Origin of the sequence: Actinacidiphila guanduensis, assembly GCF_900103985.1 — a bacterium.
In the GTDB taxonomy this organism is placed as follows: domain Bacteria; phylum Actinomycetota; class Actinomycetes; order Streptomycetales; family Streptomycetaceae; genus Actinacidiphila; species Actinacidiphila guanduensis.
This window is the reverse complement of the sequence record NZ_FNIE01000007.1, coordinates 172,913-199,217: the sequence shown is the minus strand read 5'-3', so window position 1 is coordinate 199,217 and position 26,305 is coordinate 172,913. Positions and strand designations below refer to the sequence as shown.

Genomic DNA, 26,305 nt, shown 5'->3' with positions numbered 1-26,305 from the left:
TTATCCACAGGCTGGGGAAATCCCTCCCGTGCCGTCCCCGCTTCGGATTATCTTTGACCCAGTCAACGGAAAATTCGGAGGTGGGCCGTGTCCGTCCGGGAAGTCCGCGAGTTCAACCGCTTCTACACCAATCTGATCGGCGCGCTCGACTACAGCCGCCACCTGCACACCCCGTACACCCTCACCGAGGCGCGGGTGCTCTACGAGCTGGCGCACGCGCGGGGGACCGACGCCGCCGACTTGCGGGCCGTGCTGTCGCTGGACGCCGGCCACCTCAGCCGGATGCTGGCGAAGTTCGAGGAGCAGCAGCTCGTCACGCGCGGACCGTCCGCGCAGGACGCGCGGCGGCAGCGGATAGAGCTCACCTCGCAGGGCCGTCAGGCCGCGGCGCTGCTGGAGGAGCGCTCGCAGGAGGCCGTGGGCACTCTGCTGGACGCGGTACCGCCCCAGGACCGCCCGCGTCTGGCGGAGGCGATGGGCACGGTGCGGCGGATACTGCGCGACGGCGAGGCCGACCGGGCCGGCAGGTCGCCCGCCGGCCGCCGGGTGGTGCTGCGCGGGCCGCGCCCGGGCGACCTCGGCTGGGCCGTGGAGCGCAACGCGGCCGTGTACGCGGCGGAGTTCGGCTGGGACGAGGAGTACGAGGCGCTGGTCGCCCGCATCGTCGCGGACTACGCGGCCGACCACGACGCCGAGCGGGAGGCGATGTGGGTGGCGGAGCTGGACGGGCAGCGGGCCGGGTGCGTGTTCTGCGTCCGGGACGAGGCCCCGGGCACGGCGCGGCTGCGGCTCCTCCTGGTCGATCCGGCCGCCCGCGGGCACGGGTTGGGCCGGCGGCTGGTGGAGAAGTGCATATCCTTCGCCCGCTCGGCCGGCTACGAGCACCTGGTGCTGTGGACGAACGACGTCCTGGCCGACGCCCGCAGGATCTACGAGCGCGCGGGCTTCACACTGGTCGCCGAGGAGCCCCACCGCAGCTTCGGCAAGGAGCTCAACGGGCAGGACTGGCACCTGGCGCTGTAGCCGCGGGGCTGGGCACGGCGTCGGTAGCCCGGGTTCGAGCACGGCGTTGCCAAAGGGGGCTGAACACGGCCCTGCGAAGGGGCCGGTGATGGTTGACCCGCCCATACCCGCTGCCTAGGGTCGCCGGATGAGACTCGCCTTCTCCACTCTCGGTGTCCCCACGCTGCCCGTCGACAAGGTGGTGCGGCTGGCCACGGACCACGGCTACCACGGTGTCGAACTGCGGGCGAGCGAGGAGGGGCCGGTGCACACCGGGCTGTCCGCCGCCGAACGGGCCGGCGTGGCCGAGCGGTTCGCCGCGGCCGGCATCGACATCGTCACCGTGGCCGCCTACGCGCAAGTGGCTGCGCCGGGCGCGGACGGGCCGGTGCTGGAAGAGGCCCGGGCCGCGCTGGGACTCGCGGCGGACCTGGGAGCCTCGTTCGTACGCGTCTTCCCCGGTGGCGGCGAGGCCGCGTCCGGGGAAACCGACGAGGTGGCGGCGCGCAGGCTTGCCGCTCTGGCGCCGCTCGCCGAGGACTTGGGGGTGCGGGTGCTGCTGGAGACGCACGACTCGCACCGGGCGGGCGCCGACGTGGCCCGGGTGGTGGGCCTGGTGGGCCACCGCGCCATCGGGGCGATGTGGGACGTGATGCACACCTGGCTGGCCGGGGAGCAGCCGTCCTCGACCTGGTCGGTACTGGCGCCGTTCCTCGGCTGCGTCCAGGTCAAGGACATCGCCTCGGCGACGGACACCACGCCGCTGCCGCTGGGGGCGGGGGTGCTGCCGCTCGCGGAGACGATCGAGGTGCTGTCGCGTGCGCAGTGGGAGGGCTGGTTGTGCTGGGAGTACGAGAAGAGGTGGTACGAGCAGGCCGCTGACCTGCCGGGCCTGCTGGGCCCGGGCAGGGAGCTGCTGGTGCGGCTGCTGTCGGAGTCGGCCTGAGCGGTGCGGGGCCGGGCCAGGGGAACCGGGTCGGGGTACGGCCCGTCGAACCGGCATGGGGACGCAGGTTCGGCACGGGACAAGGGCGGTTCCTACTCGCGTCCCGGGAGCGGTGGCGCTGGTAGCGGCGACCGCTCTTGTGGCGGGGTGCGGGGGCGGGCCCGGCAGCGCCGGTGGGACCGGCGGTGGGCCGAACGGTGGGGCAGGTCCGACGGTGGCACGCCCCACGGCTTCAGCCTCTGCCGCGGTGCGGACGGTGTACTTCTCGTCGTCGGCGCGGGTGGTGGCGGGGCTCCATGTGGTGGTGCGGGATCGGGCAGGGCTGGAGCGGTTCGCGGCGAACGCGGCGCCCGGCGATGGGGCGGCGAGGGCCGCGATGGTCCGGGCCGGGCGAGGTGCGGACTTCTCGCGGTCGGTGCTGGTCGGGTGGACGGCGACGACCGGATGCAGCGCGGCGACGGCTGCCGCGCTGGACGTGGTCGGCGACCGCTTGGCGGTGCGGATACGGCAACCGAGGCAGCCACCCGAGTGCTTTGCGGTCTCCCGGGTGGCGGCCGTGTTCGAGGTGCCGAAGCAACGGATGCCGGAGCGGCCCGTGTTCGGGTGACCGCCGGCCGGGACGGCGGTTCGGGCGGCGGGACGGCGGTGCCTGGGCAGCGGCCTGGTGTGAGTGCGGATCAGACCGTTGTTTCGGCGACCTCGCCGGTGAAGGTGCGCCACAGGGCCGCGTAGTGGCCCTCCCGGGCGAGCAGTTCGTCGTGGGTGCCGTCCTCGACGACGCGGCCGTGGTCGAGGACGACGACGCGGTCGGCTCGGGCGGCGGTGCTCAGGCGGTGGGCGACGACGAGGGTGGTGCGGCGGACGGCAAGACGGTCGGCGGCCTCGTTGACCAGTGCCTCAGTAGCGAGGTCGAGGGCAGCGGTGGCCTCGTCCAGGAGCAGGATCGCGGGGTCCACCAACTCCGCGCGGGCCAGGGCGATCAGCTGACGCTGGCCGGCGGAGAGGTTGCGGCCGCGTTCAGAGACCTGGTGCAGGTAGCCGCCCTCCAGGGAGGCGATCATCGCGTCGGCGCCGACCGCGCGGGCGGCGGCCTCGACCTCGGCGTCGGTGGCGTCCATGCGGCCGTAGGCGATGGCGTCGCGGATGGTGCCGGCGAACAGGTGCGGTTCCTGCGGGACGACGCCCAGGCGCTGGCGGTAGCCGGTCGGGTCCAGGGTGCGGATGTCGGTGCCGTCCACCAGGACGGCGCCGCCGGTCGGGTCGTAGTAGCGGGCGACGAGCTTGACCAGAGTGGACTTGCCGGCGCCGGTCTCGCCGACGAAGGCGACGGTCTGGCCCGCGGGGATGTGCAGGCGGATGCCGTCGAGGGCGTCGGTGTCGGCGCCGCCGTAGCGGAACCTGACGTCCTCGAAGGAGATCTCGCCGCGCAGCCGCCCCACGGGCCGGGGGTCGTCGGCGACCGGGGTGGTGGTCGGCTGCCGCAGCAGTTCGCGGATCCGGCCGAGGGAGACGCTGGCCTGCTGGTAGCCGTCGAAGACCTGGGAGAGCTGCTGGACGGGTGAGAAGAACAGGTCGATGTAGAGGAGGTAGGCGACCAGGGCGCCGGCGGTGAGGGTGCCGGCGTTCACCCGGTGGGAGCCCACGATCAGCACCAGGGCGGCGGCCACGCTGGAGAGCAGCTGAACGAAGGGGAAGTAGACCGAGATCAGGAACTGGCCGCGTACCCGGGCCCTGCGGTATTCGTCGCTGCGGCTGAGGAACCGGCGGGCGCCGTGCCCCTCGCCGCGGAACGCCTGGACGACCCGCAGCCCGGCCACGTGCTCCTGCAGATCGGCGTTGACGACGGCGATGCGCTCGCGGGCGGCCTCGTACGCCTTGACGGACTTGCGGCGGAAGATCCAGGTGCCCACCACGAGGACCGGCAGGGTGGCGAAGACCATCAGGGCCAGCTGGACGTCGATGGCGAGCAGGGCGACCAGGATGCCGAGGAAGGTCAGCAGGCTGACCAGCGCGGTGACCAGTCCGGTCTGCAGGAACGTGGACAGGGCGTCCACGTCCGTGGTCATGCGGGTCATGATGCGGCCGGACAGCTCCCGCTCGTAGTAGTCCAGGCCGAGCCGGTGCAGGTGGGCGAAGATCTTCAGCCGCAGGCTGTAGAGGACGCGCTCGCCGGTGCGGCCCGCGAGCAGTGTGGACCACCACTCGACCAGCCACTGCACCAGCACCAGGCCGAGGCCGATCCACGAGGCCACCCACACGGCGTGCAGGGCGTGCTGCCGCACGCCGGAGTCGATGCCGTGGCGGATCAGGATCGGCAGCAGCAGCCCGGCGAAGGCGTCGATCGCGACCAGCAGCAGGCTGACCAGCAGCGGCGCCCGGAAGCCCCGGAGCATGTTCCGCAGGCCGAAGGAGGTGTCGGCGGCGCGGGCCCGCTCCTCGTCGATGTCCGGGGTGTCCACTGCCGGGGGCAGGGCGTCGACCTGGGCGAGCAGTTCGGGGGTGGCGGGCATGCCGGCGATGGCCCCGGCCATGCCGGCGCCGCGGGCGGTGGCCGCCCCGCCGCTGCGCGCGGCCGCGGAGGGTGCGGCGAGGCCGGTGCGGGACTCCTCCTCCTCGGCCGGGCGCAGGTGCTCCGGCCACAGCTCGGGGGTGACCCCGGCGGGCTGCTGCCCCGCGTCGCCGGTCGCTGCCGCCTCGTCCGCCTCCTGTGGCGAGCACTGCGGGTCGGTGCAGGTGGCCCCCGCGGGGACGCGGTGCGGGCAGCGCTCGACCGGGGCCGCGGCGCCGGCCGGGTCGCGCTCGATGGCGTCGGCGCCCAGGGCGTCCGGGTCAGTCAGCAGGGCGCGGTAGAGCGGGCTGCGGGCCTGCAGTTCCTCGTGGGTGCCGACGTCGGCCAGCCGCCCCGCGTCCAGGACGGCGATGCGGTCGGCCAGGGCGAGGGTGGAGCGGCGGTGGGCGATGAGGAGCGTGGTGCGGCCGCGCATCACCTCGCGCAGCGCGTCGAAGATCTCCGCCTCCACCCGGGCGTCGATCGCGGAGGTCGCGTCGTCGAGCAGCAGCAGACGCGGGTCGGTGAGGACCGCGCGGGCCAGGGCGATGCGCTGGCGCTGCCCGCCGGACAGGGTGAGGCCCTGCTCGCCGACGACCGTGGAGTACCCCTCGGGGAGGTCGGAGATGAAGCCGTGCGCCTGGGCGACGCGGCTGGCGGCGAGGATCTCCTCGTCCGTCGCGTCGGGCCGGCCGTAGGCGATGTTGGCCCGCACGGTGTCGGAGAAGAGGAAGCTGTCCTCGGGGACGAGCCCGATCGTGGAGCGCAGCGAGTCGAAGGTCAGCTCGCGCACGTCGGTGCCGCCGATCCGCACGGCGCCGCCGGTCACGTCGTAGAGCCGGGGCAGCAGCAGGGAGACGGTGGACTTGCCAGAGCCGGAGGAGCCGACGACAGCGACGGTCTCACCTGGCTCGATGCTCAGGTCGAAGCCGTCGAGGACCGGCCGCCCGGCGGTGTAGCCGAAGGTGACGTGGTCGAAGTCGACGGTGGCCGGGGCGTCCGGCGGCAGCACCTTGGCGCCCTCTTCGAGGGTGGGCCGAGTGTCGATGAGCTCCAGGACGCGCTCGACTCCGGCGCGGGCCTGCTGGCCGAGGGTCAGCATCATGGTGAGCATCCGCACCGGGCCGGTCAGCTGCGCCAGGTAGGTGGAGAAGGCGACGAAGGTGCCCAGCGTGATCTGGCCGCGGGCCGCCATCCAGCCGCCCAGCGCCAGCATGCCGATCTGGCCGAGCGAGGGGACGGCCTGCAGGGCGGGCGTGTAGCGGGCGGTGAGCCGGATCGTGCGCAGCCGGCCGGCGAAGAGCCGCCTGCTGACCCGGATCAGCTTGCCCATCTCCTGCTGCTCCTGGCCGAAGCCCTTGACCACGCGCACCCCGGACACCGAGCCGTCCACCACTCCGGCCACGGCCGCGGCCTGCCCCTGCGCGTACCAGGTGGCGGGGAAGAGCCGCTTGCGGGAGCGGTCGGCGATGAAGGCCAGGGCGGGCGCGACGGCGAGGGCGATCACCGTCAGCAGCGGCGAGAGCACCAGCATGACGACCAGGGAGAGCAGGAACAGCAGCAGGTTGCCGATCATCACCGGCAGCATGAACATCAGGCCCTGGATCAGCTGCAGGTCGCTGGTGGCACGGCCGACGACCTGGCCGGTGCTCAGCTCGTCCTGACGGCGGCCGTCGAGCCGCATGATCGAGCGGAACATCTCGTCGCGCAGGTCGTGCTGGACGTCCAGGGCGAGCCGGCCGCCGTAGAAGCGGCGCATGTACGTCAGCACGTAGACGGCGACGGCGGCCACCACCAGGGCGATGGCCCAGGGGGCGAGCGGCCTGCTGTGCGTGACGATCACGTCGTCGATGATCAGCTTCGGGACGAGCGGGACGAGCGCGGTGACCGCCATGCCGACCAGCGAGGCGCCGAACGACAGCAGCACCGTGCGCTTGTACCGCCAGGCGTACCCGCACAGCCGCCGCAGCCAGCCGGGCTGCTCCCCGTCCGGCTGCCGCGCCGCCGTGTCCGCCGTCGCCTTCGTCACGTGATCCTCCCGCCACTCTCGCCGCCGCACCTGCCCGTGCGGCCGGTCCCCGCTCCGACGCTGCCAACATCGCACGCTGCGGGTTTCATCCTCCCGCAACAAAACCAACGACCAAGGTCGCACAGGAGTGCGACCTTGGTCGTAATCCTTTCGAGTGGTTCAGCGGGCGGCGGCGATCTGCCGGGTCATGATCGTCACGAGTTCGTAGGCGGTGTGCGAGGCGGCGACGGAAGTGATCTCGGCGTGGTCGTAGGCGGGCGCGACCTCCACGACGTCGGCGGAGACCAGGCGGCAGCCGGACAGGCCGCGCAGGATCTCCAGCAGCTCCCGCGAGGTGAGGCCGCCGGCCTCGGGGGTGCCGGTGCCGGGCGCGTGGGCCGGGTCGAGGACGTCGATGTCCACCGAGACGTACAGCGGCCGGTCGCCGATGCGCTCGCGCAGCTGCTCGACGACCTCGTCGACCCCGCGCCGCATCACATCGGCCGACGTCACGATGCCGAAGCCCATCTTCGCGTCGTCGTCCAGGTCGGACTTGCCGTACAGCGGCCCGCGAATGCCCACGTGGGAGAGCGCCGAGGTGTCGAGGATGCCTTCCTCGACCGCCCGCCGGAAAGGCGTGCCGTGGGTGTAGGCGGCGCCGAAGTAGGTGTCCCAGGTGTCGAGGTGCGCGTCGAAGTGCAGCAGCGCCACCGGGCCGTGCCGCCGGGCGACGGCCCGCAGCAGCGGCAGGGCGACGGTATGGTCGCCGCCCAGCGTCATCAGGCGGGCCCCGGTGCCCAGCAGGTGGCCGGCCGCCCCTTCGATGGTCTCCACCGCCTCCTCGATGGAGAACGGGTTGGCGGCGATGTCCCCGGCGTCGGCGACCTGGGCCAGTGCGAAGGGCGAGGCGTCCTGGGCGGGGTTGTAGGGACGCAGCAGGCGGGAGGCCTCCCGGACGGCGTTGCCGCCGAAGCGGGCGCCCGGCCGGTAGGAGACCCCTGCGTCGAAGGGGACACCGACCACGGCGACGTCGGCCGCCCCGACCTCGTCCAGCCTCGGCAGCCGGGCGAAGGTCGCGGGGCCCGCGTAGCGCGGCACCTGCGAGGAGTCGACGGGGCCGCGCGGCTGTGCGCTGCTCATGGGGTCTGCCTCTTCTCGGTTCGGCTGTCGGGTCGCGGATGCCGGGGGTCGCCCGGCGGGTCCGTGCGCGCGACCCTACGCGGGCGGACCCGGTGCCCACATGTACGGTTCCTCCAATCGGGGCGGGTGATTACGCCTCGGCGTCGATCTCCGGGAGGTCGCACGCGTGCACCCCGGGGCAGGAGAATGTGCGCATGTCCTTGGATTCCGTGCCTGTCGCGCCGACCCGGCAGGCCCTTGCCGCCCACCTGATACGGACCCGCATCGCGGGAGAGGTGGCCACCCCCCGCGAGAACAACCTCGACCACTACCGGGAGCTGTCCGAGGGGAACCGCTACTACTGGTTCGGGCTGGACCTGGGCGACCGCTGGTCGGACAAGGCGGCGGTGCTGGAGCTGATGGCGCAGCGGTGCGGCGTGGTCGCCGACCCGGCGCACACCTCCGGTCAGGACACCATCGACCCCGAGCTGACCATCGACGCCCTGGACCGCATGGCGGCGGTGCTGGAGAAGGCGGTGGAGAACCGCTCGACGGTGCTGCTGGCCAGCGGCCACCCGGCCGGGCTCTTCGCCGTGCACCAGGTGCTGGCGGCGGGGCTGCGGGCGGCCGGCTGCCGGGTGGTCGGGCCGGTGGAGCACCTGTACGCCGACGGCGGCGAGATACGGCACATGGCCGGGGTGTTCATGCTGCACCGGGGCGGCAGTCTGGTGCACACCCACTCCCCCGATCCGATGGCCGAGGTGCTGGGCGGGCTCGAGCGCGACGGGCGCGACCTGCCGGACCTGGTGGTCGCCGACCACGGCTGGGCGGGGTGCGCGGGCGCCCGGGGCATCGAGACGGTGGGCTTCGCGGACTCCAACGACCCGGCGCTGTTCGTCGGCGAGGCCGAGGGCAGCATCCTGGTGAGCGTGCCGCTGGACGACAACGTGCAGCCGCACTTCTACGCGCCCCTGAGCAGCTACCTGGTGGACGCGGCCGGCCTGCGCAGACGCCCGGCGCTGAACCGCAATGGCAGCGGACGGCACCGCCCGGACCCGCGGGCCAAGCGCACCCGCACCCGCAAGGGCCGCGACCAGTAAGGGCGCGGGCAGGCCGCGCGGACCCAGCGGCGGCAGAACTTTCCGCCACCTGACTGCCGGGAGCCGCCGCCATGGACGCGCGCTGGACCGGCAGCCATGGATGCCAGGGCGCGTCGCCATGGACGCCGGGCACCTGGGTGCTCAGTCGCGCGGCACCCTGACCAGGCCCTCCTGGATCACGGAGACGGCGAGGCTGCCGTCCTGGGTGTAGATACGGGCCGTGCCCAGGCCGCGGCCGCCTGAGGCGGACGGGCTCTGCTGGTCGTAGAGCAGCCACTCGTCGGCGCGCAGGGGGCGGTGGAACCACATGGCGTGGTCGAGGCTGGCGCCCACGACGTCGCCGACCGCCCAGCCGCCGCGGCCGTGCGCCAGCAGGATCGAGTCGAGCAGGGTCATGTCGGACACATAGGTGGCCAGGCACACGTGCAGCAGGGGGTCGTCGGCGAGTTTGCCGCGGGTGCGGAACCAGACCTGCGAGCGCGGTTCGCGCCGCACGCCCGCGGTCAGGAAGGGCGGGTCCTCGACGTAGCGCAGGTCGACGGCCGCGCGCGCCTCCAGGAGGCGGTCGACCACGCGGGGGTCGGGGAACTTGTCGGCGTGCGCCGGCAGCAGTTCGTCGGCGGAGGGCAGCGTCTCGGGGTCCGGCGCCTGCGGCATGGGCTCCTGGTGTTCCAGGCCCTCCTCGTGCACCTGGAAGGACGCCGACAAGTGGAAGATCGGCTGGCCGTGCTGGATGGCCACCACTCGCCGGGTGGTGAAGGAGCGGCCGTCGCGGATGCGGTCGACCTCGTAGACGATCGGCGCCCCGGGGTCGCCCGGCCGCAGGAAGTACGCGTGCAGGGAGTGGGCGGCCCGCTCCTCGGGAACGGTGCGGCCGGCGGCGACCAGGGCCTGGGCCGCGACCTGGCCGCCGAACACGCGCGGCACGAGCGCGGGGCGGCTGACCCCCCGGAAGATGTCCTGCTCGATGCGTTCGAGGTCGAGCAGGTCGAGGAGGGACTGTAGCGGGCTCGGGTTCTCGTTCACGGGTCCTTCGGTTCCGGCGGCGGTGGCACGACCGCCCGGGTCGGGGCGGCCGGGGGCGGCCCTGCGCTCACAGGCCCATCGACTTGGCGATGATCGACTTCATGACCTCGCTGGTGCCGCCGTAGATACGGTTGACCCGGCTGTCCGCGTAGAGGCGAGCGATCGGGTACTCGTTCATGTAACCGTAGCCGCCGTGCAGCTGCAGGCAGCGGTCGATCACCCGGGAGGCGACCTCGGTGCAGAACAGCTTGGCGGAGGCGGCGTCCGCGGCGGTCAGCTCGCGCCTGTCGTGCGCCTCCAGCGCGCGGTCCACCACGGCCTGGGCGGCGTCCACCTCGGCCTGGCAGGCGGCGAGTTCGAACTTGGTGTTCTGGAAGGACGCCACGCTCTGGCCGAAGACGGTGCGGTCCTGGACGTACGCCTGGGCGAAGCGGACGGCCGCGGCCGCCTGGGCGTAGGCGCCGACCGCGATGCCGAGCCGCTCCTGCGGGAGGTTCTGGCCGAGGTAGGAGAAGCCCTTGCCCTCCTCGCCGAGCAGGTCCTCCACGGGCACCTTGACGTCGGAGAAGGACAGTTCGGCGGTGTCGGACGCCTTCAGGCCGATCTTGTCGAGCTTGCGGCCGACCGTGTAGCCGTCGGACTTCGTGTCGACGACGAAGAGGGATATGCCGGCGCGGCGGTCCTCGGCGGTGGGCGGCGCGGTGCGGGCGCAGACGATGACGCGGTCGGCGTGGACGCCGCCGGTGATGAAGGTCTTGGCCCCGTTGAGCACGTAGTGGGTGCCGTCGGCCGCGAGCCGCGCGGTGGTCTTCATGCCGGCGAGGTCGGAGCCCGTGCCGGGCTCGGTCATGGCGATGGCGAGCATCGTCTCGCCGCTGGCGACGCCGGGCAGCCAGCGCTTCTTCTGCTCCTCGGTGCCGTACGCCAGCAGGTAGGGCAGGCACAGCGCGACGTGGACGGAGCTGCCGCCGAAGGTGACGCCGGCGCGGGCGCACTCCTCGCTGATGACGGCCTGGAACTTGAAGCTGTGCTCGCCGGCGCCGCCGTACTCCTCGGGCACCTCGATGCCGAACACGCCGAGTTCGCCGAGCCGGCGGTAGAACTCGCGGGGCACCTGGCCGGCCGCCAGCCACTCGCCGTAGACGGGGACGACCTCGGCCTCGATGAAGGCGCGCAGTGTCTTGCGGAATGCCTCGTGGTCCTCGTTGAACACCGTACGACGCACGTTCACGCCTCCCGTCGGTCGATAAGCAAGCGCTCAGTAAGTTACCCGCCGGTCGTCGCCGCTGTCCAGGGCGGTCTCCCCGTCGAGGGCGGCCAGCGCGCTGAGCGCGAGGCGCTGCAGCAACGCGGCCGTCGCGGACCGCTCCGGCAGGCCGGACTGGCTGCCGAGATGGGGCGTGGAGTTCAGCAGTCCGAAGACCGCGTGGACGGCGGCGCGGGCCTCCAGTTCGGTGGCGTGCGGGTGGACCCGCCGGACCACCGCGACCCACTCCTCCACGTACTGCCGCTGCAACTGGCGGACGAGCTTGCGGTCGGTCTCGCGCAGCCGGTCGAGTTCGCGGTCGTGCAGGGTGATCAGCGGGCGGTCGTCGATGGCGAAGTCGATGTGGCCGCGGATCAGCGCGTCCAGCGCCTCGGCCGGGTCCGGGGTCTCCGCCACGCGCATCCGGCCGGCGGCCAGCAGCCGCCCGCTGATGCCCACGAGCAGTTCGGCGAGCATCGCGTCCTTGCCCGTGAAGTGCCGGTACAGGCCCGGGCCGCTGATGCCGACGGCGGCCCCTATCTCGTCCACGCCGACGCCGTGGAACCCGCGCTCGGCGAAGAGCCGCGCGGCCTCCCTGAGGATCTGCTCGCGCCGGTTTTCCACAGCCTTGGTCGGACTCATGCGGTCGAGTCTAGACAATCCCGTTAGCGGGCGTTAACGTAGAGCCATCGAGTTAACGACCGCTAACACACGGGGGGCCGAACCATGGCATCACCCGCCCTCTCCAGCGCCGCGGATCCGGCGTCGGAGGCGTACCGGGCCAACACGCAGGCGCACGCCGCCCTCGGCGCCGCCCTGCGCGGCAAACTCGCCGCCGCGCGCCTCGGCGGCGGGGAGAAGGCACGCGCGCGCCACACCTCCCGCGGCAAGCTGCTGCCCCGGGACCGGGTGGACGGCCTGCTGGACCCCGGCTCGCCCTTCCTGGAGCTGTCCCCGCTCGCGGCCGACGGCATGTACGACGGCCAGGCGCCGGCGGCCGGGGTGATCGCCGGGATCGGCCGCGTCTCGGGCCGCGAGGTCGTCGTGGTGGCCAACGACGCGACGGTCAAGGGCGGCACCTACTACCCGATGACGGTCAAGAAGCACCTGCGCGCCCAGGAGGTCGCCCTCGACAACCGGCTGCCCTGTGTCTACCTGGTCGACTCCGGCGGTGCCTTCCTGCCGCGGCAGGACGAGGTATTCCCGGACCGGGACCACTTCGGCCGCATCTTCTTCAACCAGGCCACGATGTCGGCCCGCGGCATCCCGCAGATCGCCGCGGTGATGGGCTCGTGCACCGCCGGTGGCGCCTACGTCCCGGCGATGAGCGACGAGGCGGTGATCGTGCGCAACCAGGGCACGATCTTCCTGGGCGGCCCACCGCTGGTGAAGGCCGCGACCGGGGAGGTCGTCACGGCGGAGGAGCTGGGCGGCGGCGAGGTGCACGCGCGGACCTCCGGCGTCACCGACCACCTCGCCGAGGACGACCCGCACGCCCTGTCCATCGTCCGGGACATCGTGGCGACCCTGCCCGCCCGCGGGCCGCTGCCGTGGACGGTCCGGCCGGCCGAGCCGCCCGCCGTGGACCCCGAAGGGCTCTACGGGGTGGTGCCGGTGGACTCCCGCACCCGTTACGACGTGCGCGAGGTGATCGCCCGGCTGGTGGACGGCAGCCGCTTCGCGGAGTTCAAGGCGGAGTACGGCACGACGCTGGTCACCGGGTTCGCCCACATCCAGGGCCACCCGGTGGGCATCGTGGCGAACAACGGCATCCTGTTCGCCGAGTCCGCCCTCAAGGGCGCCCACTTCATCGAGCTGTGCGACCAGCGGGGCATCCCGCTGGTGTTCCTCCAGAACATCTCGGGCTTCATGGTGGGCCGCCAGTACGAGGCGGGCGGCATCGCCAAGCACGGCGCCAAGATGGTCACGGCGGTCGCCTGCGCCCGGGTGCCGAAGCTGACCGTGGTGATCGGCGGCTCCTACGGCGCGGGCAACTACTCGATGTGCGGCCGCGCCTACAGCCCCCGGTTCCTGTGGATGTGGCCCAACGCCAAGATCTCGGTGATGGGCGGGGAGCAAGCGGCATCCGTGCTCGCCACCGTCAAGCGGGACCAGTTGGCGGCCGCCGGGGAGAAGTGGAGCGAGGAGGACGAGGAGGCGTTCAAGGCGCCGATCCGCGAGCAGTACGAGACGCAGGGCAGCGCGTACTACGCCACCGCCCGGCTCTGGGACGACGGGGTGATCGACCCGTTGGAGACCCGCACCGTGCTGGGCCTGGCCCTGACCGCGTGCGCCAACGCCCCCCTGCCGGCAGCCGACCCGACCGCGCCGGGCTACGGCGTCTTCCGGATGTGAGGCCGAGATGACCACAGAGACGACCTCGCCGGGCACCCCCGGGACGGTGCCGGGGCCGGGCCGAGCAGCGGAAGCACGAAGCGGGCAGGAGCGTGGCGGAGCGGGAGGGGCGATGTTCGGCACCGTGCTGGTGGCCAACCGCGGGGAGATCGCGGTGCGGGTGATGCGCACCCTGCGGGAGCTGGGGGTGCGGTCGGCGGCGGTGTTCACCGACGCGGACGCGGACGCCCGGCACGTGCGGGAGGCCGACGCGGCGGTGCGCGTGGACAGTTACCTGTCGGCGGCGGAGCTGGTGCGGGCCGCGCGGGCGGCGGGCGCAGAGGCGGTGCACCCGGGGTACGGGTTCCTCGCGGAGAACGCGGGCTTCGCCCGGGCCTGCGCACAGGCGGGGCTGGTGTTCATCGGGCCGCCGGCCGAGGCGATCGAGGTGATGGGCGACAAGATCCGGGCAAAGCAGACCGTGCGGGCGGCGGGCGTGCCGGTGGTGCCCGGGAGCAGCGGCAGCGGGCTGTCGGATGAGGAACTGGCCGCGGCGGCACGGGAGATCGGCATGCCGGTGCTGCTCAAGCCGTCAGCGGGCGGCGGCGGCAAGGGCATGCGGCTGGTGCGGGACGCCGGGTTGCTCGCCGAGGAGATCGCGGCGGCCCGGCGGGAGGCGCGCGGCTCGTTCGGGGACGACACGCTGCTGGTGGAGCGCTGGGTGGACCGGCCGCGGCACATCGAGATCCAGGTGCTCGCCGACGGCCACGGCAACGTGGTGCACCTGGGCGAGCGGGAGTGCTCGCTGCAGCGGCGGCACCAAAAGCTCATCGAGGAGGCCCCCTCGGTGCTGCTCGACCCCGCAACCAGGGCGGCGATGGGCGAGGCGGCCGTCCAGGCGGCGAAGTCGTGCGGCTACACCGGGGCCGGGACGGTGGAGTTCATCGTGCCGGGTGCGGACCCGAGCGCCTACTTCTTCATGGAGATGAACACCCGGCTGCAGGTCGAGCACCCGGTGACCGAGCTGGTGACGGGGCTGGACCTGGTGGAGTGGCAGCTGCGGGTGGCGTGCGGAGAGGCGCTGCCGTTCGGGCAGGAGGAGGTGCGGCTGACCGGGCACGCCGTGGAGGCCCGGGTCTGCGCGGAGGCGGCACGGGCGGGCGGGGGCCGGCTGGACTTCCTGCCGTCGGCGGGCACCGTGCTGGAGCTGCGCGAGCCCTCGGGCGCCGGGGTGCGGGTGGACTCAGGACTGGCGCCGGGCACGGAGGTCGGTACCGCCTACGACCCGATGCTCGCCAAGGTCATCGCCTACGGCCCGGACCGGGCGACGGCGCTGCGCCGACTGCGGGCGGCGCTGGGCGGCACGGTGGTGCTCGGCCTGGAGACCAACACCGGGTTCCTGCGGCGGCTGCTGGAGCACCCGGCGGTGGAGTCGGGCGAGTTGGACACCGGGCTGATCGACCGGGAGGGCGGGAGCCTGCTGCTCCCGCAGGTGCCCGAGGAGGTCTACGCGGCGGCGGCGCTGCTGCGGCAGCGGGAGTTCGGCCCGGTGGCCGAGGCGGGCGGCTGGGTGGACCCCTTCTCGGTGCCGAACGGGTGGCGGCTGGGCGGGGAGCCGGCGTGGACGGTCCACCAGCTGCGGGTGGCGGGGCACGATCCGGTGATGGTGCGGGTGGCCGGCGAGCAGGTGCGCGTGGGTGAGGGCCCCGCGGTCCAGGCACGGGTGTCCGTGGACGGGGCGCGGGTGTTGCTGCACCGGGATGGGACGGTCACCGCCTTCGAGGCGGCATTCGAACCGGGGGGACCGGGCGAGCCGGGCGGGGTGTGGCTGGGCCGGGAGGGCGACAGCTGGCGGGTGCAGGTGTACGACCCGGTGGCGGCCGCGTTGCGCGGGACGGCGGCGGGTGCCGGGGGCGGCGCCCTCACCGCGCCGATGCCGGGCACGGTCACGGTGGTGAAGGTCGCGGTCGGCGACGAGGTGGTCGCCGGGCAGAGCCTGCTGGTGGTGGAGGCGATGAAGATGGAGCACGTGATCACGGCCCCGCACGACGGGACGGTGGCCGAGCTGGACGTGGCCGCGGGCAGCGCGGTGGCGATGGACCAGGTGCTGGCCGTGGTGGCCCCGGCAGCGGACGGGCAGTCGGCCGAGCCTGCCTCCGGCGCCGCAGCGGCCCGGCCCGACGCGGGCGCGAGCCCGGCAGCCGCCACCCAGCCCACCACCCAGCCCGCCGCCGGCACCACAGCAGCCCAGCCGCACGCGGGGCCGAGCCCGGCAGCCCAGGCGGAGCCCACCACCCAGCCCACCGCTGAGCCAGCCCCCGACGCCGCAGTAGCCCGGCCCGACGCAGGGGCAAGCCCAACGGCCACATCGGGGCCCGCCGCCCAACGCACCACCGAGCCCGGCCCTGACGCGGGGGCCGGCGCGCCCTTCGGGGAGTCGTCATGAGTGGGAGCGGGCTGCCGGAGGGGCTGCCGATGGCCGTGCCGGCGGGCGGGCTGCCGGCCGAGGTGCGCATCCACGAGGTGGGGGCGCGGGACGGTCTGCAGAACGAGAAGACGGTGGTGCCGACGTCGGTGAAGGCCGAGTTCGTGCACCGGCTGGCCGGGGCGGGGCTGCGCACGATCGAGGCGACCAGCTTCGTCCACCCGAAGTGGGTGCCGCAGTTGGCGGACGCGGCCGAGCTGGTGCCGCAGCTCGCCGACCTCCTCGCGGACCCGGCGCTGCGCCTTCCCGTCCTGGTGCCCAACCAGCGGGGGCTGGAGCGCGCCCTGGAGCTGGGCGTGCGGGAGATCGCGGTCTTCGGCAGCGCCACGGAGTCCTTCGCCCGGGCCAACCTGAACCGGACGGTGGACGAGTCGCTGGCGATGTTCGAGCCGGTCGTGGCGCGGGCCCGGGCCGAGGGGCTGCGGGTGCGCGGCTACCTGTCGATGTGCTTCGGCGACCCCTGGGAGGGCCCGGTGCCGATCGGGCAGGTCGCGGGGGTGGCCCGGCGGCTGCACGCGATGGGCTGCACCGAGTTGAGCCTCGGCGACACCATCGGGGTGGCCACCCCCGGCCATGTCACCGCCCTGCTCGCGGAGTTGACCGGCGGCGGGGTGCCGGTGGAGCAGCTGGCGGTGCACTTCCACGACACCTACGGCCAGGCGCTGGCCAACACCCTGGCCGCGCTGCAGCAGGGCGTGACCGTGGTGGACGCCTCGGCCGGCGGGCTGGGCGGCTGCCCGTTCGCGAAGAGCGCCACCGGAAACCTCGCAACCGAGGACCTCGTCTGGATGCTGCACGGACTCGGCATCCGCACCGGGGTCGACCTCGTCCGCCTCAGCGCCACAAGCGTCTGGATGGCGGAGCAGTTGGGACGGCCGAGCCCGTCCCGTACCGTCCGCGCCCTGACCCACCAGGAGCAGTAGCCATGTCGATCGACCACCGTCTGTCCGAGGAGCACGAGGCACTGCGCGCGACCGTCGCGGAGTTCGCCCGGGACGTGATCGCGCCGAAGATCGGCGAGTTCTACGAGCAGGAGGAGTTCCCGTACGAGATCGTGCGGGAGATGGGGCGGATGGGCCTGTTCGGGCTGCCGTTCCCGGAGGAGTACGGCGGCATGGGCGGGGACTACTTCGCGCTCGGGCTGGCGCTGGAGGAGCTGGCCCGGGTGGACTCCTCGGTGGCGATCACCCTGGAGGCCGGGGTGTCGCTGGGCGCGATGCCGGTCTACCGGTTCGGCACCGAGGAGCAGAAGCGCACCTGGCTGCCCAAGTTGTGCTCGGGCGAGATGCTCGGCGCCTTCGGGCTCACCGAGCCGGCGGGCGGCTCGGACGCCGGCGGCACCCGGACGACCGCGCGGCTGGACGAGGCCGCCGGCGAGTGGGTGATCAACGGCACCAAGTGCTTCATCACCAACTCCGGCACCGACATCACCGGGCTGGTCACGGTGACGGCGGTGACCGGCCGCAAGCCGGACGGGCGGCCGCTGATCTCCTCGATCATCGTGCCCTCGGGCACGCCGGGCTTCACGGTGTCGAAGAAGTACAGCAAGGTCGGGTGGAACGCCTCGGACACCCGCGAGCTGTCCTTCGACGACTGCCGGGTCCCGGCGGCGAATCTGCTGGGCGAGCAGGGCCGCGGGTACGCGCAGTTCCTGCGGATCCTCGACGAGGGGCGGGTGGCGATCGCGGCACTGGCGACCGGCCTCGCGCAGGGCTGTGTGGACGAGTCGCTGGCGTACGCGGGCGAGCGCAAGGCGTTCGGGCGGCCGATCGGGGCCAACCAGGCGATCCAGTTCAAGCTGGCCGACATGGAGATGCGCGCCCACACCGCGCGGCTGGCCTGGCGGGACGCGGCCTCGCGGCTGGTGAGCGGGGAGCCGTTCAAGAAGGAGGCGGCGATCGCGAAGCTCTACTCCTCGGAGATCGCGGTGACCAACGCCCGCGAGGCCACCCAGATCCACGGCGGCTACGGGTTCATGAACGAGTACCCGGTGGCGCGCATGTGGCGGGACGCCAAGATCCTGGAGATCGGCGAGGGCACCAGCGAGGTGCAAAGGATGCTGATCGCAAGGGAGTTGGGCCTGGCGGGGTAACGGAGGGCGGAGCGGGGAAGGACCGCGGGAGCACTTGCGCGGGAGCGGCCGCGGACGTCTGGGCGCAGGGCCGGAACCCGAGGGACGAGGGGGGTGGAAGAGCGGTCCGGAGTGGTTGAGTTAGGTTAGGCTTACCTAACTCAACGTCTCCGGATGAGAGGTCCTGCCCCCATGCGCTCACACCTGCTCAGTGACGCCACGACGAAGGAGTACCACCGCTCCGTCACCCAGGCAGTCGAGCGGGTGGCGGCCACCTTGGCCGCGACCGACAGACCGTTCAGCGGCATCGCCCCCGAAGCGCTCGCCCCGGACGTCGACGCGATCGACCTGGAGCGGCCGCTCGGCGACACGGCCGCCGCACTCGCCGAGTTGGAGAAGGTCTACCTGCGGGACGCCGTCTACTTCCACCATCCCCGCTACCTCGCCCACCTCAACTGCCCGGTGGCGATCCCGGCGGTGGCGGCCGAGGCGGTGATCGCGGCCGTCAACTCCTCGCTGGACACCTGGGACCAGAGCGCGGGCGCCACCCTGATCGAGCGCCGGCTGATCGACTGGACCGCCGCCCGGATCGGCCTGGGCCCGGCCGCGGACGGCGTGTTCACCAGCGGCGGCACCCAGTCCAACCTCCAGGCTCTGCTGCTCGCCCGCGAGGAGGCCGCGGCGAGGACGGCCGGCACCGGCGCCGTCCCGGCCGCGCGGATGCGGATCCTCACCTCCGAGTACGGCCACTTCAGCGTCCGCAAGTCGGCGATGCTGCTGGGCCTGCCGGCCGACGCCGTGGTCACGGTCCCCGCCGACCAGGAGCGGCGGATGCAACCGGCCGCGCTGGAGCACGAGTTGGAGCGCTGCGTGCGCGAGGGGACGGTGCCGGTGGCCGTCGTCGCCACCGCCGGCACCACCGACTTCGGCTCCATCGATCCGCTCCCGCAGATCGCCGCCCTCTGCGCCCGCCACCGGACCTGGCTGCACGTGGACGCCGCCTACGGCTGCGGCCTGCTGGTCTCCCCCACCCGCCGCCACCTGCTGGCGGGCATCGAGCAGGCCGACTCGGTGACCGTCGACTACCACAAGTCCTTCTTCCAGCCGGTCAGTTCGAGCGCGGTCCTGGTCCGGGACCGCACGGCGCTGCGGCACGCCACCTATCACTCCGACTACCTCAACCCGCGCCGGGCCGCCGCCGAGAACATCCCCAACCAGGTGGACAAGTCCCTGCAGACCACCCGGCGGTTCGACGCCCTGAAGCTGTGGACGACGCTGCGGGTGATGGGCGCCGACGGCGTGGGCGCCCTCTTCGACGAAGTGGTCGACCTCGCCGACCGCGCCTGGCACCTCCTCGCGGCCGACCCGAGGTTCGAGGTGGTCACCCGCCCGGCCCTGTCCACCCTCACCTTCCGCTGGGTCCCCCGGCGGACCCCCGAGGACCCGGCCGCCCCGGCCATCTCCCCCGCCGCGATCGACAGCGCCAACCTGCATGCCCGCAAGGCCCTGTTCGCCTCCGGTGAGGCCGTGGTCGCCGGCACCACCGTGGCCGGCCGCCACCACCTGAAGCTCACCCTGCTCAACCCCCGCACCACCACCGACGACATCGCCGCCGTGCTCGACCTGATCGCCGAGCACGCCGCCCGCCACCTCGACCTGGGAGAGCCGCTTGTCCACGCCTGCTGAGTCCGCCGCCGGCGACCCGGACTTCATCGCGATCGGCCTCGGCCCTTTCAACCTCGGCCTGGCCTGCCTCACCGAACCGCTGCCGGGACTGCGCGGCCTCTTCCTGGAGGCCAAGCCCCACTTCGACTGGCACTCGGGGATGTTCCTGGAGGGCGCCACCCTCCAGACGCCCTTCCTCTCCGACCTGGTGACGCTCGCCGACCCCACCTCCCCCTTCAGCTTCCTCAACTACCTGAAGGAGCGGGGCCGGCTGTACCCCTTCTACATCCGCGAGAGCTTCTTCCCGCTGCGCGAGGAGTTCAACGACTACTGCCGCTGGGCCGCCGCCCGCCTGCCCTCGATCCGCTTCGGCCGGCCCGTCACCGAAGTGACCTACGACGAGCGGACCGGGCAGTACGCGGTCCGGACCGCGACCGGGCACACCTACCGCGCCCCGCGCCTGGTGCTCGGCACCGGCACCCCGCCCCACCTGCCGCCCGCCTGCGACGGCCTCGGCGGCGACTTCCTGCACAACTCCGGCTACCTGGCGGCAAAGAAGTCCCTGCAGGCCAAGCGGAGCATCACGGTGGTGGGCAGCGGTCAGAGCGCCGCCGAGATCTACCACGATCTGCTGCAGGACATGGACGCCCACGGCTACACGCTCAACTGGGTGACCCGCTCCCCGCGCTTCTTCCCGCTCGAATACACCAAGCTCACCCTGGAGATGACCTCCCCGGAGTACGTCGACTACTTCCACGCGCTGCCCGGCGATGTCCGCGACGCCCTCGGCGCCTCCCAGAAGGGGCTCTACAAGGGCATCAACGCCGAGCTGATCAACGCGATCTTCGACCTGCTCTACACAAGGAGCCACCGCGGCAAGGTCCCCACCCGCCTGCTCACCAACACCTCGCTCGAAGCGGCCTCCTACGACCCTGCGACCCGCAGCTACACCCTGGGCCTGCGCCAGCGCGAACTGGGCCGCGACCACGAACTCACCACCGAGGGCCTGGTCCTGGCCACCGGATACCGCTACCAGGTGCCGGACTTCCTCGCCCCCGTCCGCGACCGCATCCGCTGGGACGGCCGGGGCCGCTTCGACGTCACCCGCGACTACGCCATCGACATCACCGGCCGCGGCATCTACGTGCAGAACGCCGAGCTGCACACCCACGGCTTCGCGGCGCCCGACCTCGGCATGGCCGCCTACCGCAACGCGCGGATCATCCGTCAGCTGCTCGGCGGCGAGGAGCCGTACCGGGTGGAGACCGCCATCGCCTTCCAGGAGTTCAGCGTATGACCCGCCCCGAAGCCCCCCGCGGCGAGCACCCGGGCACCGGGGCACCCGAAGCCCCCGACCCGGCCCGCATCTCCTTCCGGCCCGTCCGCCCCACCGCCGACGCCGAGTTGCTGCACCGCTGGGTCACCCACCCCAAGTCCTCCTTCTGGCTGATGTCGCAGGCGAGCCGCGCGGACGTCGAGCGCGCCTACGCCGAGGTCGAAGCCTCCCCGTACCAGGCGGCGTTCATCGGCGAATACGGCACGTGGCCCTACGGCCGGGAGCGGTACGGCACGCCGCCCGGAGAGGCCGCCGGCGAGGCCCCGTACGGCGGGGGCCCGCGCCGCCCGGAACCCGTCTGCCTGATGGAGCGCTACGACCCCGCGCACGTCGAACTCCCCGGGCTGTACGAGCCCGAGCCCGGCGATGTCGGCATGCACTTCCTGGTCGCCCCGGCCGGCCCCGGCACCCCGCCCGTCCACGGCTTCACCCGCGCGGTGATCACCGCGGTGCTGGCCGAGCTGTTCGCGGACCCGTCCGTACGGCGGGTCGTGGTGGAGCCGGACGTCCGCAACACCGCCGTGCAGCGGCTCAACGCGGCGGTCGGCTTCGTCCCCGTCCGCGTCGTCCGCAAGCCCGAGAAGGACGCGCTGCTGAGCACGTGCACCCGCGAGCAGTTCGAGGCCGCCCGATGACCCACCAGCCCGCCGTACCCCCGTCGGCCACCGCCCACCTCACCCCCGAGCTGTGGCAGCGCGCCACCCGCCACCTCCTGCGCAAGGCCCTCGCCGAGTTCGCTCACGAACGGCTGATCCACCCCGAACCCGAACGGGAGCCCGCCCCCGCTCCCGAGACGGAGCCGGCGCCCGAGGCGGAGCCCGCACCCCGCGGCGCCACCCCGTACACCCTGCTCAGCGACGACGGCCGCATGCGCTACCGCTTCACCGCCTGCCGCCTCGCCCTGGACCACTGGCACATCGACCCGGCCTCCATCGAGCGCACCGCCCTCGCCCCGGAACCCGCAGCGGACCCAGCTCCGGAACCCGCCCGGGAGACAACCCCCTGTGCGGCCACGACAATCCCACCGGACACCCCATCGCACACGGCAGCGGTCACCGCCCCCCGGACCACCACCGCACCCCCCGGCTCCGGTACCCCCCTCCCGCTGGACGCCCTCGCCTTCCTCACCGAGTTCCGCACCTCCCTCACCCTCACGCCCGAGATCCTCCCCGTCTACATGGAGGAGATCACCGCCACCCTCGCCTCGCTCGCCTACCGGTTCGCCGCCGAGGCGGACGCCCGGCGCCCCTCCACCGCCGCCGAGTTGGCCCGCGCCCCCTTCCAGGCCGTGGAAGCCGCCATGACCGAGGGCCATCCCTGCTTCGTGGCCAACAGCGGCCGCCTCGGCTTCGGGGTGAACGACCTGCCCGCCTACGCGCCCGAAGCCGGCGCCCCCGTCCGCCTGATGTGGCTCGCCGCCCGCAAGGAGCGCACCCGCTTCGCGGCGGGCGCCGGTGTCACGTACGCGTCCCTGCTGGAAGGCGAGCTGGACCCGGCGACCCGCCGGCGGTTCGACGCCGTGCTGCGCGACCAGGGCCTGGACCCGGCGGACTACCTGCTGGTCCCCGTGCACCCCTGGCAGTGGGAGCACCGGATCGCGGTGACCTTCGCCGGCGAGGTCGCCCAGCGCCACCTGGTCCTGCTCGGCCCCGGCGACGACGCGCACCTGCCCCAGCAGTCCGTACGCACCTTCTTCAACGCCACCCACCCCGAGCGGCGCTACGTGAAGACCTCGCTGTCCGTGCTGAACATGGGCTTCCTGCGCGGGCTGTCCGCGGCCTACATGGAGGCCACACCCGCGATCAACGACTGGGTCGCCGGCCTGATCGCCGCCGACCCGACGCTCACCGCCGCCCGTTTCTCGATCATCCGCGAGTGCGCGTCGGTCGGCTACCACCCGCTGCCCTACGAGGCCGCGACCGCCCCCGGCTCCCCCTATCGCAAGATGCTCGCCGCCCTGTGGCGGGAGAGCCCGGTGCCGGGCCTGGCGGCGGGCGAGTCCCTGGTCACCATGGCGGCGCTGCTGCACACCGACAGCGCGGGCGGCTCGCTGGCGGCCGCGCTCGTCGCCCGCTCGGGCCTGCCCCCCGAGCGCTGGCTGCGCCGCTACCTGGACGCCTACCTGGTGCCGGTGCTGCACAGCCTCTTCGCGTACGACCTGGCGTACATGCCGCACGGCGAGAACGTGATCCTGGTGCTGGACGCGGACGGGGCGGTGGACCGGGTGGTCTTCAAGGACATCGCCGAGGAGGTCGTCGTCATGGGCGACCGCACCCCGCTGCCGCCGGCGGTCCGCCGGATACGGGCCGAGGTGCCGGCGGAGCAGCAGGTGCTCTCGGTGTTCACCGACGTCTTCGACGGCTTCCTGCGCTTCCTGTCGGCGATCCTCCACACCGGGAACGTCCTGGACGAGACGGTCTTCTGGCGGACGGTCGCGGCCTGCGCGGCGGACTACCAGCGGGCCCACCCGCAGCTCGCGGACGCCTTCCGCCGCCACGACCTGTTCGCCCCCGAGTTCGCGAGGTCCTGCCTGAACCGGCTCCAGCTGCGTGACAACCGCCAGATGGTGGATCTTTCCGACCCCTCGGCGGCGCTCCAGTTCGCCGGCACCCTCCGCAACCCGCTCGCCGAGTACGGCAGGCACGGCGGACCCGGCGGACCCGGCGAGAGGGGCGCAAACGGCGAGAACACCGCGTACGCCGAGCACACCGATTGCCACCGGCGGACCGGCCGCGCACGGCCCACCGGCCCCGCAGCCCCCTGAACCCGACGCCGGCCCCTGAGCCCGGCCCACAGGCCCGCCGGCCCCCGAGCCGGCCTCTCCCGACCCCCGAATTCACCCGATCGGCCCTCTCCACGCCGCGAACCCTGCCCGAAACCGGGCAGAATTCTTGCAAAGCGGAGATGATCTGATGAATATCAACGGGTGCTCGAACGCCGGACGTCCTACGAAGACCTGATCGACCACCTGGTCCGCACCACCCCGCTGCACCGCGGGGAAGCGGCCCGGGTGGTCCTCGACGTCCTGGCCTACTTCGACGAGACGACGGAGGAGTTCGTCCGCCGCAGACACCGCGAACTCCAGGCGAAGGGCCTGGTCAACGCGGAGATCTTCGAGCGGATCGGCGAGGAGCTGCCGCACCGGGCGGTGGCCCCCGCCGCACTCTCCCACCGGCAACTGCGCCGCATCGTCTACGGCTGAGCGGGCGGCCCGCCCGGGAAGGGACACCGAGGGGCCGGGAAGGGACACCGAGGGCCAAGAAGGCCGAGCAGGGCAGAAGCGCCGGGAACGGCCGGCACGCCCGGGCAGACGCCCGAGGACAGGCCAGGACAGGGCAAGCCCGGACCACCGGCCGAGCACGGATCAGCACCACCGAACAGGACGACCGAGAGGGACGGCACATGTGCGGAATCGTCGGCTACATCGGCAGGCGCGACGTCGCGCCGCTGCTGCTCGAGGGTCTGCAGCGGCTGGAGTACCGGGGCTACGACTCGGCCGGCGTCGTGATCACCGGCAAGACCGGCGACCTGCGCACGGTCAAGGCGAAGGGCCGGGTACGCGAACTCGAGTCCCGCATCCCCAAGCGCTTCGCCGGCACCACCGGCATCGCCCACACCCGCTGGGCCACCCACGGCGCCCCCAGCGACACCAACGCCCACCCGCACCTGGACGGCGACGCCAAGGTGGCCGTCGTCCACAACGGCATCATCGACAACGCCTCCGAGCTGCGCGCCCGCCTCACCGCCGAGGGCACCGTCTTCGCCTCCGAGACCGACACCGAGGTGCTCGCGCACCTGATCGGCCGCTCGCAGGCCGAGACGCTGGAGCAGCGGGTCAGCGAGGCGCTGCGGGCGATCGAGGGCACCTACGGCCTCGCGGTCCTGCACCGCGACTTCCCCGACCGCATCGTGGTCGCCCGCAACGGCTCGCCGGTCGTGCTCGGCATCGGCGAGAAGGAGATGTTCGTCGCCTCGGACGTGGCCGCGCTGGTCGCCCACACCCGCCAGGTGGTCACCCTCGGGGACGGCGAGATGGCCACGCTGAAGGCCGACGACTTCCGCACGTACACCACCGAGGGGTCCAGGACCACCGCCACGCCGACCACCGTGGAGTGGGAGGCCGAGTCGTACGACATGGGCGGCCACGACACGTACATGCACAAGGAGATCTCCGAGCAGGCCGAGGCGGTGGACCGGGTGCTGCGCGGGCGGATCGACGACCGGTTCGCCACCGTCCACCTGGGCGGGCTCAACCTGGACGCCCGCGAGGCGCGCGGGGTGCGCCGGATCAAGATCCTCGGCTGCGGCACCAGCTACCACGCGGGCCAGATCGGCGCCCAGCTGATCGAGGAGCTGGCCCGTATCCCCGCGGACGCCGAACCGGCCTCGGAGTTCCGCTACCGCAACGCGGTGGTGGACCCCGACACGCTCTACGTGGCCGTCTCGCAGTCCGGCGAGACCTACGACGTGCTCGCCGCCGTCCAGGAGCTCAAGCGCAAGGGCGCGCGGGTGCTGGGCGTGGTGAACGTGGTGGGCTCGGCGATCGCCCGCGAGGCGGACGGCGGGATGTACGTGCACGCCGGGCCGGAGGTCTGCGTGGTCTCCACCAAGTGCTTCACCAACACGGTGGTCGCCTTCGCGCTGCTGGCGCTGCACCTGGGCCGGGTGCGGGACCTGTCGGTGGCCGACGGGCGGCGGATCATCGAGGGGCTGCGCCGGCTGCCCAGCCAGATCGACGAGATCCTCAAGGCCGAGCCGGAGATCAAGCGGCTGGCCCTGCACTTCGCCGAGGCGCGCTCGATGCTCTTCATCGGGCGGGTGCGCGGCTACCCGGTGGCCCGCGAGGCGTCGCTGAAGCTGAAGGAGGTCAGCTACATCCACGCCGAGGCGTACCCGGCCTCCGAGCTCAAGCACGGGCCGCTGGCGCTGATCGACCCGGCCATGCCCACGGTGGCGATCGTGCCCGACGACGACCTGCTGGAGAAGAACCGGGCGGCGCTGGAGGAGATCAAGGCCCGCAGCGGCCGCATCCTCGCCGTGGCGCACCAGGAGCAGGAGAAGGCCGACCACACCATCGTGGTGCCCAAGAACGAGGACGAGCTGGACCCGATCCTCATGGGCATCCCGCTGCAGCTGTTCGCCTACCACACCGCGGTGGCGCTCGGCCGGGACATCGACAAGCCGCGCAACCTGGCGAAGTCGGTGACCGTGGAGTAGCCGGCCGCCAGCGGCGGCCGCCCCGAGCCAGGCCCCACCGGCACCGTACGCGGGCCCGGTGGGGCCCACAGGGGCCCACGGCCTCAGGACTCACGGCCGCACGGACCACGGCCACACGGCCACACGGACCTTACGGGCACCCGGCCGCGGCCACGGACGTGACGAGCGCGGGCCTCACGACGGCACGGGCCTGACAGCCGCG

At 73.1% G+C, this 26,305-nt stretch carries 18 protein-coding genes and 1 pseudogene; 14 read left to right on the top strand and 5 right to left on the bottom strand.

Translation table 11 applies throughout. The features are described from left to right. The first annotated feature begins 87 nt into the window (after positions 1–87). The 3 genes from BLR33_RS17150 to BLR33_RS17140 all read left to right on the top strand — a co-directional run bounded on the left by BLR33_RS17150 (position 88) and on the right by BLR33_RS17140 (position 2,555). The gene (locus BLR33_RS17150) at positions 88–1,023 is read left to right on the top strand and encodes a bifunctional helix-turn-helix transcriptional regulator/GNAT family N-acetyltransferase (protein WP_093785356.1); all 936 of its coding nucleotides are present in this window, start codon (positions 88–90) and stop codon (positions 1,021–1,023) included. A gap of 127 nt (positions 1,024–1,150) precedes the next feature. After that, entirely contained in the window at positions 1,151–1,948 is a 798-nt protein-coding gene (locus tag BLR33_RS17145; protein WP_093785355.1) for a sugar phosphate isomerase/epimerase family protein, read from the top strand. Between the two features lie 247 nt (positions 1,949–2,195). Further along, on the top strand, positions 2,196–2,555 hold the full coding sequence (locus BLR33_RS17140) for a hypothetical protein (protein WP_143031703.1): 360 nt from the start codon (positions 2,196–2,198) through the stop codon (positions 2,553–2,555). Positions 2,556–2,625: 70 nt separating this feature from the next. On the opposite strand, the gene BLR33_RS17135 is transcribed toward BLR33_RS17140, so the two are convergent. Together BLR33_RS17135 and speB are read right to left on the bottom strand one after the other, a co-directional pair. Continuing rightward, entirely contained in the window at positions 2,626–6,525 is a 3,900-nt protein-coding gene (locus BLR33_RS17135) for an ABC transporter ATP-binding protein (protein ID WP_093785353.1), read from the bottom strand. Positions 6,526–6,684: 159 nt separating this feature from the next. Continuing rightward, complete coding sequence (gene speB, locus BLR33_RS17130; RefSeq protein WP_093785352.1) at positions 6,685–7,644, bottom strand: agmatinase; 960 nt, start codon at positions 7,642–7,644, stop codon at positions 6,685–6,687. Between the two features lie 194 nt (positions 7,645–7,838). Here speB and BLR33_RS17125 point away from each other — a divergent pair, with 194 nt between their 5' ends. Then, positions 7,839–8,723 (top strand): phosphatase, encoded by an 885-nt coding sequence (locus BLR33_RS17125; RefSeq protein WP_093785351.1) that lies wholly within the window; start codon positions 7,839–7,841, stop codon positions 8,721–8,723. A 141-nt stretch (positions 8,724–8,864) separates the two neighbouring features. Here BLR33_RS17125 and BLR33_RS17120 read toward each other — a convergent pair whose 3' ends face one another. From BLR33_RS17120 to BLR33_RS17110, 3 genes are all read right to left on the bottom strand, one after another. Further along, positions 8,865–9,749 carry an acyl-CoA thioesterase gene (locus BLR33_RS17120; protein ID WP_093785350.1) on the bottom strand — a complete coding sequence of 295 codons (885 nt, stop codon included), beginning with the start codon at positions 9,747–9,749 and terminating at the stop codon, positions 8,865–8,867. Between the two features lie 67 nt (positions 9,750–9,816). After that, positions 9,817–10,974, bottom strand: coding sequence for an acyl-CoA dehydrogenase family protein (locus BLR33_RS17115; protein WP_093785557.1), 1,158 nt, complete (start codon positions 10,972–10,974; stop codon positions 9,817–9,819). A gap of 33 nt (positions 10,975–11,007) precedes the next feature. Beyond that, positions 11,008–11,637 carry an SACE_7040 family transcriptional regulator gene (locus tag BLR33_RS17110; RefSeq protein ID WP_093785349.1) on the bottom strand — a complete coding sequence of 210 codons (630 nt, stop codon included), beginning with the start codon at positions 11,635–11,637 and terminating at the stop codon, positions 11,008–11,010. Between the two features lie 84 nt (positions 11,638–11,721). On the opposite strand from BLR33_RS17110, the gene BLR33_RS17105 reads away from it, so the two are divergent. From BLR33_RS17105 to glmS, 10 genes and pseudogenes are all read left to right on the top strand, one after another. After that, positions 11,722–13,350, top strand: coding sequence for a carboxyl transferase domain-containing protein (locus BLR33_RS17105; RefSeq protein WP_093785348.1), 1,629 nt, complete (start codon positions 11,722–11,724; stop codon positions 13,348–13,350). Positions 13,351–13,462: 112 nt separating this feature from the next. Continuing rightward, positions 13,463–15,511 (top strand): annotated as a pseudogene (locus tag BLR33_RS17100) (acetyl/propionyl/methylcrotonyl-CoA carboxylase subunit alpha); the annotation flags it as partial. A 260-nt stretch (positions 15,512–15,771) separates the two neighbouring features. Beyond that, entirely contained in the window at positions 15,772–16,737 is a 966-nt protein-coding gene (locus tag BLR33_RS17095) for a hydroxymethylglutaryl-CoA lyase (RefSeq protein WP_093785346.1), read from the top strand. 8 nt (positions 16,738–16,745) lie between these two features. After that, positions 16,746–17,906: an acyl-CoA dehydrogenase family protein gene (locus tag BLR33_RS17090; RefSeq protein WP_093785556.1), complete on the top strand. Its 1,161-nt coding sequence runs from the start codon at positions 16,746–16,748 to the stop codon at positions 17,904–17,906. 171 nt (positions 17,907–18,077) lie between these two features. Continuing rightward, on the top strand, positions 18,078–19,571 hold the full coding sequence (locus BLR33_RS17085) for a pyridoxal phosphate-dependent decarboxylase family protein (RefSeq protein WP_093785345.1): 1,494 nt from the start codon (positions 18,078–18,080) through the stop codon (positions 19,569–19,571). Beyond that, a complete protein-coding gene (locus BLR33_RS17080) occupies positions 19,555–20,847 on the top strand; it encodes a lysine N(6)-hydroxylase/L-ornithine N(5)-oxygenase family protein (protein ID WP_093785344.1) in 1,293 nt (430 codons plus the stop codon). The genes BLR33_RS17085 and BLR33_RS17080 overlap by 17 nt, the downstream gene beginning before the upstream one ends. Then, positions 20,844–21,521: a GNAT family N-acetyltransferase gene (locus tag BLR33_RS17075; RefSeq protein WP_093785343.1), complete on the top strand. Its 678-nt coding sequence runs from the start codon at positions 20,844–20,846 to the stop codon at positions 21,519–21,521. Before BLR33_RS17080 ends, BLR33_RS17075 begins: the two co-directional genes overlap by 4 nt. Next, a complete protein-coding gene (locus BLR33_RS17070) occupies positions 21,518–23,650 on the top strand; it encodes an IucA/IucC family protein (protein WP_107408893.1) in 2,133 nt (710 codons plus the stop codon). The genes BLR33_RS17075 and BLR33_RS17070 overlap by 4 nt, the downstream gene beginning before the upstream one ends. Before the next feature lie 162 nt (positions 23,651–23,812). Next, entirely contained in the window at positions 23,813–24,088 is a 276-nt protein-coding gene (locus BLR33_RS17065) for a hypothetical protein (RefSeq protein ID WP_093785342.1), read from the top strand. Positions 24,089–24,288: 200 nt separating this feature from the next. Then, positions 24,289–26,103 (top strand): glutamine--fructose-6-phosphate transaminase (isomerizing), encoded by a 1,815-nt coding sequence (gene glmS / locus BLR33_RS17060; protein ID WP_093785341.1) that lies wholly within the window; start codon positions 24,289–24,291, stop codon positions 26,101–26,103. The last annotated feature ends 202 nt before the right edge of the window (positions 26,104–26,305 follow it).

Excerpts from the sequence above, each read along its gene's own strand:
- BLR33_RS17145 (WP_093785355.1), top strand. The coding sequence starts at position 1,151 with ATGAGACTCGCCTTCTCCACTCTCGGTGTCCCCACGCTGCCCGTCGAC.
- speB (WP_093785352.1), bottom strand. The coding sequence starts at position 7,644 with ATGAGCAGCGCACAGCCGCGCGGCCCCGTCGACTCCTCGCAGGTGCCG.
- BLR33_RS17125 (WP_093785351.1), top strand. The coding sequence starts at position 7,839 with ATGTCCTTGGATTCCGTGCCTGTCGCGCCGACCCGGCAGGCCCTTGCC.
- BLR33_RS17110 (WP_093785349.1), bottom strand. The coding sequence starts at position 11,637 with ATGAGTCCGACCAAGGCTGTGGAAAACCGGCGCGAGCAGATCCTCAGG.
- BLR33_RS17105 (WP_093785348.1), top strand. The coding sequence starts at position 11,722 with ATGGCATCACCCGCCCTCTCCAGCGCCGCGGATCCGGCGTCGGAGGCG.
- BLR33_RS17095 (WP_093785346.1), top strand. The coding sequence starts at position 15,772 with ATGAGTGGGAGCGGGCTGCCGGAGGGGCTGCCGATGGCCGTGCCGGCG.
- BLR33_RS17085 (WP_093785345.1), top strand. The coding sequence starts at position 18,078 with ATGCGCTCACACCTGCTCAGTGACGCCACGACGAAGGAGTACCACCGC.
- BLR33_RS17075 (WP_093785343.1), top strand. The coding sequence starts at position 20,844 with ATGACCCGCCCCGAAGCCCCCCGCGGCGAGCACCCGGGCACCGGGGCA.
- BLR33_RS17070 (WP_107408893.1), top strand. The coding sequence starts at position 21,518 with ATGACCCACCAGCCCGCCGTACCCCCGTCGGCCACCGCCCACCTCACC.
- glmS (WP_093785341.1), top strand. The coding sequence starts at position 24,289 with ATGTGCGGAATCGTCGGCTACATCGGCAGGCGCGACGTCGCGCCGCTG.